8 protein-coding genes are annotated in these 12,951 nt (G+C 59.7%); all 8 read right to left on the bottom strand.

The genetic code is table 11. The features are described from left to right. Nucleotides 1–67 precede the first annotated feature (67 nt). Nucleotides 68–2,227, bottom strand: coding sequence for an acyl-CoA dehydrogenase (locus tag NPS58_RS13110; RefSeq protein WP_274115778.1), 2,160 nt, complete (start codon nucleotides 2,225–2,227; stop codon nucleotides 68–70). Between the two features lie 72 nt (nucleotides 2,228–2,299). Continuing rightward, nucleotides 2,300–4,681 carry an enoyl-CoA hydratase-related protein gene (locus NPS58_RS13105; RefSeq protein WP_274115777.1) on the bottom strand — a complete coding sequence of 794 codons (2,382 nt, stop codon included), beginning with the start codon at nucleotides 4,679–4,681 and terminating at the stop codon, nucleotides 2,300–2,302. Between the two features lie 17 nt (nucleotides 4,682–4,698). Further along, nucleotides 4,699–7,134, bottom strand: coding sequence for a CaiB/BaiF CoA transferase family protein (locus tag NPS58_RS13100; RefSeq protein ID WP_274115776.1), 2,436 nt, complete (start codon nucleotides 7,132–7,134; stop codon nucleotides 4,699–4,701). Between the two features lie 148 nt (nucleotides 7,135–7,282). Next, complete coding sequence (locus NPS58_RS13095; protein WP_274115775.1) at nucleotides 7,283–8,425, bottom strand: amidohydrolase family protein; 1,143 nt, start codon at nucleotides 8,423–8,425, stop codon at nucleotides 7,283–7,285. Nucleotides 8,426–8,491: 66 nt separating this feature from the next. Then, entirely contained in the window at nucleotides 8,492–9,577 is a 1,086-nt protein-coding gene (locus tag NPS58_RS13090; protein WP_274115774.1) for an acyl-CoA dehydrogenase family protein, read from the bottom strand. Between the two features lie 13 nt (nucleotides 9,578–9,590). Then, nucleotides 9,591–10,784, bottom strand: a complete 1,194-nt coding sequence (locus tag NPS58_RS13085) for an acyl-CoA dehydrogenase family protein (RefSeq protein WP_274115773.1) — start codon at nucleotides 10,782–10,784, stop codon at nucleotides 9,591–9,593. After that, nucleotides 10,781–12,064, bottom strand: coding sequence for an FAS1-like dehydratase domain-containing protein (locus tag NPS58_RS13080; protein ID WP_274115772.1), 1,284 nt, complete (start codon nucleotides 12,062–12,064; stop codon nucleotides 10,781–10,783). Before NPS58_RS13080 ends, NPS58_RS13085 begins: the two co-directional genes overlap by 4 nt. A gap of 37 nt (nucleotides 12,065–12,101) precedes the next feature. Continuing rightward, nucleotides 12,102–12,932, bottom strand: a complete 831-nt coding sequence (locus NPS58_RS13075) for an enoyl-CoA hydratase (protein ID WP_274115771.1) — start codon at nucleotides 12,930–12,932, stop codon at nucleotides 12,102–12,104. Between the last annotated feature and the right edge of the window lie 19 nt (nucleotides 12,933–12,951).

Here is a 12,951-nt window from a genome sequence, read left to right as displayed (position 1 = left end):
ACGAAGAAGCCCGCTTTCTCCTAGACCTCGAATCGAATCTCGGGGCGTGGGCAAAGCGGGCTTTTTGTCAGCGAGGCAATCCCAGCCCACGCTGGGCAATCAAGGTTCGTTGGATCTCATTAGTTCCACCGCCGATGACCATCATGATCGACTGGCGCAGCACCTGCTCCAGTTTGCCGCCGCAAGGTGCATCTGGGGCGAGTTCACCAAGCGTGCCACTGACACCAAGCAGATCCAGCGCAGCCTCGCCTAGGCGCTCCATCAGCTCGGCCGTGAAGGCTTTGCTCATGGCTGCCTCGTACACCGGAGTCTGCCCTTGTTCCAGCATACCGATACTGCGCCCCAACAGCTGGCGAGCCACTTCGATCTCCGCGGCCAATTGCCCCAGCGTGTCGCGGGCTACTGGGTCGGCACCGCGCAGGCGAAGCTCGGCAACCAGGCGTTCATAGTTGGCACGGATATGCGCGACGAAACCGCCCATCTGTACGCGTTCTGTGGCCAGCGCGCTGGTGATGATCGTCCACCCCTGGTTGACCTCACCGACCAGTGCGGTTGCTGGTACCCGCACATTGTCGAGAAATTCGGTGCAGAACGTGTGACCGTAAAGCGCCATGGAGGGATGCACGGTGATACCTGGGGTATTCATCGGCACGATAAACAGGCTGATACCGGCATGGGCTTTGGCGGTCGGGTCAGTACGTGCCGCCAGCCAGAGGTAGTCGGCATCTTCGGCGAAGGTGGTCCAGAGTTTCTGGCCATTGATGACCCATTCATCACCGTCGCTCACGGCAGTGGTACGGATGGCCGCCAAGTCGGAACCGGCACTTGGTTCGCTATAACCCAGACAGAATCGAATTTCGCCTGCGCGGATCTTGGGCAGGAAGAACGCTTGCTGTTCTGGCGTGCCGAACTGCATGAGGGCATGCCCTTGAATTTCACCGCCGGGCTTGGGAATACCAGCCTGTTGGACTTCCTCGATAAAGGCCAGTTGCTCCAGTGGTGTACGTGCCTGGCCGCCAAAACGCTCGGGCCAGCCCAGTGCTAGCCAACCTTGCTTGCCCAGGGCGCGCGTGAATTTTGGTACAGACTTTCGCTCCGCGAACGGTAATTGCTGGTACGCCGACTGATGCAAGTCCGTCCAGTTGGCTTTGAGCCAGTCTCGTACTTCCTGGCGAAAGGCGTTGCCGGCCTGACCCAGGTCGTACTCGGGAAGGCGCTGGCCATCGTCGACCAGAAACGCCGCCAGTTCCTGACGTGCGCGACGCGCACCGCCCAGGCGTGACAGGTCTGCATGCACGCGACGAAAATGCCGCGGCGCCTCATGCTCTTCGCTGTAGCCAATGGCGCCAAAGCTGTGATGAACCTCCAGCGATACCTGACGCAATGCCGTGCTGGCATAAGCTATGGCGGCCGAGGCGTAGAAGCGCCAGTCAGGGTTGCCCAGGTCATGGCTCTGAGCAGCATTTGCCAGCGTCAGGCGCACGCCGTCGAGGCGGGTTATGCAATCGGCGAGCTTGTGCTGCAAGGCCTGGAAACGACCAATGGGCTGGCCAAACTGTTGGCGCTCCTTGACATATTCGACCACCATCTCGAAGGCACGATTGGCCGCGCCCAAGGCCCGAGCGCAATAACCCAAACGGGCGAGGCGGTCCAGGTCATGGGTGTTGGATTCAAGGACCTGGACGGGCGTCGCGCAAAAATCCAGCCGGTGAAGAGCAGGCACAGCCAAGCCCGGCAGGGTGGTGCGGCTGATACCTGTAGCGTTCAGATCAATCAGGCGTACGCCAAGGGCAGGATCGATCACCAGCAATTGCTGCAGTTGGTCCAGATCGTCAACGATCGCCAGATGGCCATCCAGCTTGCTGTCGCGCTCTGCCAGGCGAGCGCCTTCTTCAGTGAGTGCAACGCCGACAGCGCACCCGCCCTTGGCAAGGGAGTCAATCAGCGGGAGGGCTGGTGCATCGACCAACAAGCGATTGGCCAGGAAGCTGCCATGTAATGGCGCAGGGCACGCATGTTTGCCCATGCCTTCCATGACAATCAGCCATTCGCGCAAGCCACCATAGGCTGGGTCGCTGCCCAGGGCGGTCAAGCCAAGTTCCGCCAGGCCTTGCCAAATTCCAGCAAGATCGGGCTTGAGATAGTCCCAATGGCTGCTCAGGTAGCCCTCTAGGCTGTCCTTGAGCATCTGGCGCTCTTCATTACTAGGGAGTGTCGTGGCGTTCATAGTCATAACCTTGTGACTGCTCGTTCGCACATTTCGCGCCCACGAGCAGCACTATCGATAGGGAGGGCCGTGTTAACGATTCTTCCAGACCGGCTTGCGTTTCTGCGCAAACGCCAGGCCACCTTCGATTCGGTCTTCACTATTGACGACTCTATCGATGGCTTTGTAAGCAACGCGCACCGCTTCAGTTTCGCTGGCGTAGTAATCCTGCTCGTTGAGCAATTGTTTGGTCAGACGAATACTGTTTGGCGAGCACTCAAGCAGGGACTCGGCCAGTTCACGAGCCGCCTGCAGTGCAGTGCCCTCTGGCACCACACGGTTGATAAAGCCTAGACGCTGGCCTTCCTCTGCACCGACCCGTCGACCGGTAAGGATCATTTCGATGGCCTGTTTGTAGGGGATTTGTCGGGTCAGGCGCTGCAGGCCACCGGCACCTGCCAGCAATCCCACGCGCACTTCGCTTAGGGCGAACTGGGCGGCGCTGTCAGCGACAATCATGTCGCTGGCCAGGGCAATCTCGAACCCGCCACCCATGGCAAAGCCATTCACCGCACAGATGATCGGTTTCTCGCGATTGAGTCGTGCAGTCAGGCCACCGAAGCCATTGCGCGGCATCCACATGCGCCGACCGGTCGAAGCGGCCTTGAGGTCATTGCCGGTACAGAAGGCACGCGTGCCAGCACCGGAAATGATCGCAACCCACAGAGATTTGTCCGCTTCGAAGGCGTTGAAAATCTGGTCCAGCTCGTCATTGGCTTCAGGGACCAACGCATTGTTGACCTCTGGCCGATTGATGATTACCTCGAGAATCGGGCCGCGGCGCTCGACCTGGACGAATTCATACTGATCGAGCAGGTGCTTGGGGGCCGGCGGTACCAGGCGATCGAGGGACGCTTCACTCATGGCAAAGCGGTTCACGCCTTGCAGCAGTCTGACGCAAATATTCAACTCCAGACCATCCTGGCTGCTGAATGCCTGGAGTGCCTCGCTATCGTCGGCCACGCTGTTGGCGACGAAACGCTCACCGGTGCTGTTCAGGCGACCGATGACGATGACTTCCTTGGGACCTTGTTTGTCGTGCAGTACGGTGTAACTTTCGACGCTGGCCCAGCCATTGGGTGACAGGGTCAGGGCCGGGGCGGGCAGGGCGTCGATCTGTGCCTGATACTTGCTGCTATCACAGGCCTTGAATGGTTTGGGGATGGTCGAGTAGACGCCCACTGCATGAGTGGACAAAAATCCGCCGTTAGCCCCCACCAGCCCGTACGCGCCTGGATCGGCGCGCAGGCGCTGGACCACTTCGGCCAGCGCATGCATCGAGTAGTTGTTACCTGGACCACCGAAGAATGGCAGCCCCCCGGTCAGTGTCAGGCCACGAGGGTCATTGGGTTTGATGTTCAAGGTGTCGATGGCGCTGAATACAGCAATTGGGAAGCAGCTGTAGATGTCCAGGTAGCGGACCGCGTCGATGCCGATCTCCGCCTCCTGCAGAGCATGCTGATAAGCCAATGCCATGGCGGGAGAGCTACCCAGATCCTGGCGCTCAAGCACTGAACGTTCGTCCAGGGCGCTGTAGCCGTGCAGGTACACCCACTTGTGTTCTGGCACCCCCATTTCCCGGGCCAGCCCTACTGTGGTCAACAACACGGCCGCACCTTGGTTGACCTGGTCACGGGCAACCACCGAGATCGGATGCGGGTCGCCAATCAAACGGTTTTCGGCGCTGACGGTGGCGATTGCTTCAGCACTCCAAAGCTTTTGGCTGCTGGCATGGGGGTTTGCATGCGCCACTTCGCTGAGCGGCGCCATCAACCGACCCATTTCCTGCGCATAGTGCTCGCGTGACATCCCCAGGCGCTTACGCCGCGCCTGCTCCAGCAAGGGATAGACAGTGGTCGGCATGATCATGTTCTGATCATTCATGTACTTGGTGCGCATTGCGCCCACGTTCCAGTGACGATCATCTACGTCACTGGGGTATTCCTCTGCCCAATCCAGGTTCTGCTTGGCGGCTTGAGCGGCACGTTGTGTCGAGGCGGCCTCGGCGCCACACAGCAATGCTAAGCGTAGCTCGCCAGCGTGCAAGCGCTCACAAATTTCGCCCACCAGCTTCTGTGGTTCATCGCCACAGGCGGGGGAGTACACTTGTACTCCCGGCGTCGCACCCAGGCGTTTCGCCACTGCAGCCGGTACGTTGTTGGGTCCGCCAAAAGGCGCTCGCAAGTGCCGCATCGGTGCGGGAGCCGAATCGGCGACGGTACGAATGGCGTAGATGGCGTCGATGCAGCTGGTGAGCTCAGATGCACTCTGAGCATCCTCACAGGCGGCTTTAGCCGCTTCGGCGGCAAGATCAGTGGGCGATAACTGGCGGTAGCCGGCCTCATCGAGACGTTCTGAATACTGGCCGACGCCGATCAGCACAGGGGTGGAATCCTTGATCAATGGTTGGCTCACAATCGAATCCTTATTAGTCATGCCTTGGCAGGCGCAGCGGCAACGTCTTCCAGATGCCCGTCGTTGATCAGTGCCTCGATGTCACTCGGGGCCAGCCCAAGTAAACGCTCAGCCAGTTCGCGTGTGTGTTCACCCTGCAAAGGCGCCGGATCCAACAGCGGTTCGGGCATATGCAGGGAATGGGCGATGCGGTTTTCGGTAGGCAATGGTTCCGGCAGGCCCGGATGCACCAACTCGCGGATGAAATCGCGTGCGGCGTAATGCGGGTCACTGCGGTAGTCGCTCAGGCGTTGCATGAAGCCTGCGGGTACGCCTGCAGCCTGCAGGGCCTGGGTAACTGATTGGGGGCTGCGCTGCGCGGTCCACGCGGCCACCAGAGCATTGACTTGCTCCCGGTTGGCCAGCCGTCCCTGCGCTGTCGCCAGGCTGCTGTCGTCGGCCAGGTCCCGACGATCAATGGCACTGAGCAAGCGCAGCCAGTCGTCGTCATCACGAACTGAAACCGCGCACCATTGATCGTCCCCGGCACAGGCGAAGACACCGTCCGGCACTTGCCAGGCTGAGTGATTACCCTGAGCCTTGAATGAGCCCGGTTGCAGGGACTCAAGCAAAAATTGCTCGCTAGTGCCGTTGAGGAATATCTCGGCCTGGGCAACGCTGACTGTCCCACCCAACCCAGTACGCTCACGACGCAGCAGCAGTGCCAATACACCGACTACTGCAACTCGCCCTGCCATATGGTCCGGGAAGATGGTCACGCCATCGCCGAAGAATTCCGGCATCTCCGGGTAGCGCCACAACGAGGTCATGCCGGTAGATGCGCGAACAAGGGGGCCGTAGCCGGGGGTGCGACTCTGAGGTCCGGAATTGCCCATGGCGCTGCTGTCCAGTACGACGATGCCTGGGTTGATCTCCTTGAGCACTTCGTATCCCAGTCCCAAGGAGTCCAGTGTGCCCGGTTTGAAATTCGACAGCACCACGTCCGACTTGGCCACCAGTTGCTTGAACAGGTCCCGACCCGTTTCGCTGCGCAGATTGATGCCCAGACTGCGCTTGTTGCGATGACCTTGGGCGATCGAAGGCGTAATGGGGGCACCGGTCATGGATTGACGACCCCCGTCAGGGAATGCGCGGTTCTCGATCTTGATGACTTCCGCCCCCTGGTCTGCCATCAAGCGGCCGGCCTCGGCGCCAGCGACAATCACGCCTAGGTCGAGCACTCGTACGCCCTCAAGCGGGCGGCGCAAGAAGGGTTTCTCGTGACTGCTCGCATGTTTATCCGCAGCAGCTGTTTCCTCTAACAGCGCATTGGTGTCGGCACCCAGCCTGGGCGCAGAGTGACGAACCCCCGCGCGTCGACCATCCAGTTCCAGATAACCGGACGGGACCTGACCGCGGACACCCTCGCTCAGTTGCAACGGAACGAAGGAGCTGCGGGCTATAAAATGCTCGTCTTCAAGGACCTGTGAAGGTTCGGACACGATAGCAATCGGCACCCCGTATCGCTGGCCGGCGAGCAAGAGCTCGGCAGCAGTGTTGCGAGCGAACAGTTCACCCGTCAGGGCATTGATCTCGGCGCACTTGGGCATGCGCTTGGCAATGCTGAGGTATTGCGGGTCATGAAACTCATGATCAGGCCCCAACCAGTCGCGCAGGCCTTCCCATTGACGAGGATTGAGCGCGCAGATCCGCACGAAACCATCTTTGCAACGCAGGATCGGGTACATCGGCACGGCTGCGGGCCGGTCATGGCTGGTGGAGTCAAGTGCTGACTTGCCTGCCTGGGCACTTCCTGTGACACCGAGGCCCGGGTCCAGTACTTGGGCGATCGCTTCTTGAATGGAGAAGTCCAGATGGTCGCCGCACCCGGTCTTCAGCCGCTGCCACTGACCGAGCAATGCAACCCAGACGGCCTGCATCGCTGCCGATTCCCAACATAGATTGCCCGGCGGCAGCAGAGGTGTATGGCCCGGCCTGCCAGAACGGCAAAGTACACCGCTGAGCGCCGCGTGAACCGCGTGACTCGCGCAATGGTCTCTGTAGGGGCCAGTAAGACCAAAATCGCTGACCGACAGTACTACCAGGCCGGGATAACGACTGCGCAGATCACCTACCGGTAAGCCCAATCGGGCCAAGTTGTCGGGGCCGCTTGCATCCAGCAGCAGGTCAGTGCTGGCAAGTAGACGAATGAAGGCTGCTTTATCGGCATCAGCGTTTAAGTCCAGCACCAGACTGCGCTTGTTGGCATGATGGGTGGCGAAGTACAGGCTGGTGCCCTGGAACATCGGGGCGATATGACGGCTGGCGCTACCGTGTGGCGGTTCGAGCAGGATGACTTCGGCACCCAGATCAGCCAGCAAGCGCCCGGCCATATCAGTCTTGCCGTCGGCCAGCTCGACAACTCGCATGCCTGCCAGGGGCAGCGTCGGGTCGGTGGAAGCTGCATTGATCATGCTTCACTCCTAGTTCGCAGTATTGTTTTTGTTAGGGACTGCTTTTAATCAGATATATCATTGCAATGTTTGTTGTTCAAGCCTCTTCCGCCAGGCAGTCCCTTGGAATCTATAATGGGGCGCATTGCGCACCCCATGTATTGCAGGCTCAGGCCGACAGCGCCCGTGCGGTTTCCTCGTGCACGACCGCAGGTTCGATACCGAACATCTTCGCGGCGTTCAGCCCCAATACCGCCGCTTTGTCGGCATCAGTGAAATGCGGTACTTGCTCAAACATCCCTTCGACCAGCGTTCGCGAATAAGGGAAGGTGCCTTCGCTGTGTGGGTAGTCGGTGGCGAACAGGAAGTTCTCGATGCCCAGGCCCTTAGCTGTCAGCAGGCAACCAAGATCATTCTGGAAAGAGCAGTGCACTTGATCGCGGACGATTTGACTAGGTTTGCGCGCAAGTTTCGGATGAATAGACGGGGCATGGCCTTCGTAAACTTCATCCATCCGCTCAGCCAGGCCCAACAGCCACCCCGCACCCGCTTCTACGAACAGAATGTGGGCGTCCGGATTGCGGTCCAACACGCCGCCGCCCACCAAGGCACTGATCACATCCACGGCATCGTTCATTTGCCGTGAATAGTTGAACAGCGCGGCACCGGGACCACGCAGGGCACGTAGGTTGACGTTGCCTACACCGGTGTGGAAGGCCATCGGAATACCCGCTTCGGCGCACAGCGAGAAAAACTCGTCCCACGCAGGGTCATTGAAGGCCTGGATCGAATCGAGGTTGACGGTTGGCATCATCACTGCCCGGTAACCGATGGCAATGATACGTTTGAGTTCGGCGATGCCGTCTTCAAGGTTAACCAGTGGAATGACTGCTGCAGGCACCAGTTTTGAACGCACGCCCTCGACATAGCCCCAGGCCCAATCGTTATACAGGCGGGCACATTCGCGCGAAGCTTCGGCGTCGGTGATTCGGGAGATCAATAGACCGAGACTGGGGAACACCAGCTCAGCATCGACGCCATCGCGTTCCATGTCGGTGAAACGTGCTTTGAGGTCACGTGTGCCCAGGCGACGGATGTCGACGAGGTCATCCGATTCTCCCACCTTGTGGCTATGAAAGCCGAGTGGGATCTTGAACTGGGTGACGTCGCCAATACGGTTCAAGCGCATTTTCTTTTCGACGTCGATTTCCACGTTTGGGGCCCACTGCTGCAGGTGTGCAGGCAAATTGGCGGTGAACAGGTCTGGCGGTTCGACGATATGAGCGTCGCAGCTGAATACGAATGGGCGCATGGTAATTCTCCTGTCAATGGCTTCGTTGGCGTGCCAATGGCCGCCGACTCTGATGCTCAGTGCTGATCAACGGTTATCTGCCAGATACTGGCGCAGGCTCAGGGCACTGCCCAGGTGCGCCGAAAGAAACATGGCGCGTTTCAAGTACAGGTGCAGGTCGGCTTCCCAGGTGTACCCGAAGCCCCCGTGCAACTCGATGGTCTTGCGCGCGACGTGAAGGTAGGCATCGGCCAGATGAGCCTTGGCCAGCGCAGCGTGGCGACTGGCACCCGATTCACCGGTAGCGACGCACTGTGCGGCGTGCCAGACCAACGGACGGTTGGGTTCACCCTCCAGAGCAATTTCCGCCAGCTGGTGTTTTACGGCCTGGAACTGGCCGATTGGCACCCCAAATTGTTCGCGCACCTTGGTGTACTCGGTGGCCAGCTCTACGCACTTGGCAATACCACCGCATGCCTGTGCGGCTTGCAGAGCAAGACCAGCATCGACCAGTGCCTGGCTACAGGTGCTGCCGTTGGCTAGTGCCTCGATATTGCCTTCATTGACCTGGAAATCGGCAAGGAAACCGATGGGGTCGACGCAGGGTTTGTCAAGGCGTAGCAGGCTTGGTGCCTGAGGGTCAACCACCCCAAGACCGCCACCCGCCAAGCCGGTGACGATCAAGGTCGGAAAATGGCTGCCGGAAACTTCCACATTGGCCAATGTCAGATTTTTTTCACCGCCTGCCTGTGCCTGCCAGCTGTCAGGTCGATAGCTGCCTAGGCGTCCCTGAAGGGCGACACTGCCCACGAGCTCCCCACTGGCCAGTAGCGGTAACCAACGGGCTTTCTGTTCGGCGTTACCGGCTTGTGCAATGGCGAGGCAGCAAAGTTGATGGCCAATGAAGGGCAGAGGTGCGGCACTGGCCCCAATTACCTCGTTGATCAACACCGCGTCGAACAGCGAAAGACCAGTCCCGCCGTCCTCTTCGGCGATCAACAAGCTGGCGAATCCGAGTTCGGCGAACGCTTGCCAGAGGTCACCGAGATCCCGACGCCAGTCGCCGTGGCGATCGGCAATACGGTGCAAAAACAAGGGCTCGGCATGTTCGGCTAGGAACTTGCGGGCGGTGTCGACGAAGGCAGTCTGGTCGTCGTTGAGCAGGTAGTTCATGGCTGATTCGCCTTCAAGATGCCATCGCCGGATCACGGGGCAAGCCCAGACCACGTTCGGCGATGACATTGCGTTGAATGTTGGAAGTGCCGCCGGCAATGGCAATGCCCAGCGAGCCCAGGTACTGGTTGAGCCATTTCTCCGGCCCTGCTTCGGCTTCACGGCCAAATGGCGAGAGCATAAAGTCATCGCCGAGGATGTCCCGGGCGATGTCAGCCACCTGCGCAGCGATACGCGTGACGATGAGTTTGTTCATCAGCGCAACGCTACCGGCATCTTGGCCGGCCAGACGCAGGGCGAACTGACGCTGCATGTTGTGGTAGTGGGCGCTGACCATGCCCTCCAGCACAATCAGACGATCGCCGATACGGGGTTCCTCGATGGCCGGGCGGCCGTTGTAGAGGCAACGCTCGGCCAGCTCCACCAGCTTGCGGTGCAGGGTCACCGACCCTTCCGCTGCGCCGATGAAGCCAGCACGTTCGGCAGACAGTGTGGTCTTGGAGACCTTCCAGCCTTCACCTCGCTGACCGACAATCCAATTGGCCGGGGTGCGAGCACCGTCAAAGAAGATTTCGCTGAACTCTTCACTGCCGTTGATCTGCCGCAAGGGGCGAATGGTTATGCCGGGCTGTCGCAGGTCCACCAGCAGGTAAGAAATGCCGGCATGCTTTCCGGCTTCTGGCTCTGTACGTGCCAACATGAACAGGTAGTGAGCCTTGTCCGCGCCGGAACTCCATATTTTTTGACCATCAATGATCCATTCATCACCTTCCAGGCGCGCCTTGGTGCGGATCGACGCCAGGTCTGAACCTGAATTAGGTTCGCTGTAGCCTTGAGCCCAGCGGATCTCTCCACTCAGCGTTGGGGGGACGAACTGGCGTTTCTGCCATTCCTCGCCACACCCCAACAATGTCGGCACCAACATGCCGTAGCCGACACCGGGCACTTCCAGCGGCGCCCGAGCGCCGTTGAAGACCTGCTGAATAATTTGCGCCTTGAGGATATCGGCCGGTTGTTCTGAACCGCCGTAGGCTTTCGGCACGTTGCGATACAGATAGCCGTGCTCGGTAGCGAGCAGCCGAAAGGCCCGCTCATTCGCAGCGCGTTCCGGTCCCTTCACGGGTTTCCAGTGAGCTGCCAGGAACGCCTCGACTTGCGCGCGGTAGGCGAGCAGTTCGGGAGTGTCGAGAAAGCCATTGCTACTCATGACTTGCGCTTCCCGGCCAGTAGTTCCCAGTGACGCGCCATCATCTTCGAGGCACGCGCTTGCAACTCGTGAGGCACAGGCGGCAGTACCAGAGCGCCGTCACGGCTGGGGAGGGCGACGACCGCATCGCACAGAACAGTGTCTTCACCGCGCTGGTTGGTCATTTTCACCTTGACGTCTACCAGGTTGAGGCCATTTTCCACGCGCTTGCCCACCACTTCACCACTGATGAACTGGGTGTCGCCCATGTAGTTGAACTTGCGGATCTCGTCGTACTGCTTGTAGACCCAGCCGTTGTCACCGGCCCAGTCGGTTAGGTAGCGGAACAGATAGTTTTCACGCATGACGCCATAGTCGTACGCCATCGGATTGCCGATTGCCTGGGCCCAATCGCTGTCCCAGTGCAAACGCTGAGCAACATCCGGGACGCCGTAAGCATTCTTGACGTAAAACGGCGCGATGCGCTTGCGGTTGTTGTTCCACATCCGGCCGGTACGCAGGCCATAGGGAACCCAACCGTAACCACCACCATGGAAATTGACCACGTCGGTGACGGTCAACGGCCCACTGGCACCACCAGGCAGCGCGCTGCCGATTTCCAGGTCTTCGAAGTACAGGGTGTCAGCGCCACGGGAACGCTCAGCCGAGTAGACTTCATCAATGCGGGCCAAGTCTTCATCGCTGTAGGTCGCCGGTTGAATGTCCTTGTACTTACCGGTTTCGCGTGCTTTCTTGCGCTCGGTGAGAATTGCTCGGTAGCGGTATACCGAAACGACCTCCCCCCGTTGGTTGACCTTCACCTGACTGTTGAAGCGAGTGACCGAACGGCCAGCGAACTCCGACTGTTTGACTTCCAGGCCATCTTCGCCGCCGAAGCTATAGAGGGTGTCACCCGGAAAGATTGGGCGGTAGAACGTCCACTCGCCACCGGAAATGAACATGTGGATGCCACGGAACAGGCTCTTGGTTGCCGCTTTCAATTCTTCAGGCAGCGGATCACCGAGCATGGGGCGGTTAATGACGCCCGCCATCATCGACGGCGCGATCACCGAGCCCCAACGGCTGCTGGCAGCATGGTCAGGGTTGCAGAACAACGGGTTGTCGCTGCCGCAGGCATAAGCGAAGGAGCGAATATTGTCGATCGAGGCTGTGCCAATCTGCTCCTGGTCGCGGCTGGCCAGATCGACATGCAACATCAACTTGGCGCGCTCGATATCGTGGTCAGTCAGTTCGTAGGCGGTGGCTTTTTTGAAGTCTTCGGTCAGGGTCTGGTCGGACATGGTGTCTCCGTCTGTTCTTCGCGTAGTCGAGTGGGGATCAGCTACCGCTGAAAACCGGGTCGCGGCGTTCGATGAAAGCGCGCACAGCTTCTTTGTGGTCGTTTGTCTGCGCGCTCAGGACATTGAGGGTGGCCTCCAGGTCCAGGGATGCGGGCAACGGCATCTCCAACGCAGCATTGAGGTTTTGCTTGATGTAGCGCTGGATGATCGAGGAGCCCGATGCCAGTTGCCGCGCGAGCGCGTAGGTGTTGTCTTCCAGCGCGGCATCGTCCACCAGCCGCGAGGCGTAGCCGATTCGCACGGCTTCGGCGGCGTCGATGCGCTCACCGAGCAACATCAGCTCGCGGGTCTTGGCAGTACCGAGCAAGCGAGTGAGGAAATAGCTGACACCATAGTCACCGGATAACCCGGCCTTGGCAAAGCCCGTCATAAAGGAGGCGTTATCGGACACCACCCGGAAGTCGCAGGCCGCAGCGATTGCCATCCCCACGGATACAGTGGCACCGCGGATCATGGCGATGGTTGGCTTGGGCATTTCGAACAGCTGGCGAGTGGCGTCCATGTTGCCGCGCAACCAGTCGATGCGAGACGCCAGGCTATCGGGTGCCTTGGGCTTCTGCGGCTTTGATTCTGTCTCTGCAGACGGATCCTTTTTCGGTTTGCCACTCAAGTCGCCACCGGCACAGAACCCACGGCCAGCGCCACGAATCACAACAACCCGGGCTTCTGGATTTTTGGCCGCTTGGCCGACCGCTTCGGTAAAGGCGCGCATCAACGCTGGATTAAACGCGTTCAGACGCTCAGGACGGTTGAAGGTCAGCGTTAGAACGCCGTCTTCAAGGTCTTGCAACAGCACTTGCTCGGACATAGGTCCCTCCGTTCGGCCG

Origin of the sequence: Pseudomonas putida, from assembly GCF_028682455.1 — a bacterium.
Classification (GTDB): domain Bacteria; phylum Pseudomonadota; class Gammaproteobacteria; order Pseudomonadales; family Pseudomonadaceae; genus Aquipseudomonas; species Aquipseudomonas putida_AA.
The sequence above is the reverse complement of the archived record's forward strand: the minus strand, read 5'-3'. Positions and strand labels throughout refer to the sequence as shown.

Excerpts from the sequence above, each read along its gene's own strand:
- NPS58_RS13110 (WP_274115778.1), bottom strand. The coding sequence starts at position 2,227 with ATGAACGCCACGACACTCCCTAGTAATGAAGAGCGCCAGATGCTCAAG.
- NPS58_RS13100 (WP_274115776.1), bottom strand. The coding sequence starts at position 7,134 with ATGATCAATGCAGCTTCCACCGACCCGACGCTGCCCCTGGCAGGCATG.
- NPS58_RS13095 (WP_274115775.1), bottom strand. The coding sequence starts at position 8,425 with ATGCGCCCATTCGTATTCAGCTGCGACGCTCATATCGTCGAACCGCCA.
- NPS58_RS13090 (WP_274115774.1), bottom strand. The coding sequence starts at position 9,577 with ATGAACTACCTGCTCAACGACGACCAGACTGCCTTCGTCGACACCGCC.
- NPS58_RS13085 (WP_274115773.1), bottom strand. The coding sequence starts at position 10,784 with ATGAGTAGCAATGGCTTTCTCGACACTCCCGAACTGCTCGCCTACCGC.
- NPS58_RS13080 (WP_274115772.1), bottom strand. The coding sequence starts at position 12,064 with ATGTCCGACCAGACCCTGACCGAAGACTTCAAAAAAGCCACCGCCTAC.
- NPS58_RS13075 (WP_274115771.1), bottom strand. The coding sequence starts at position 12,932 with ATGTCCGAGCAAGTGCTGTTGCAAGACCTTGAAGACGGCGTTCTAACG.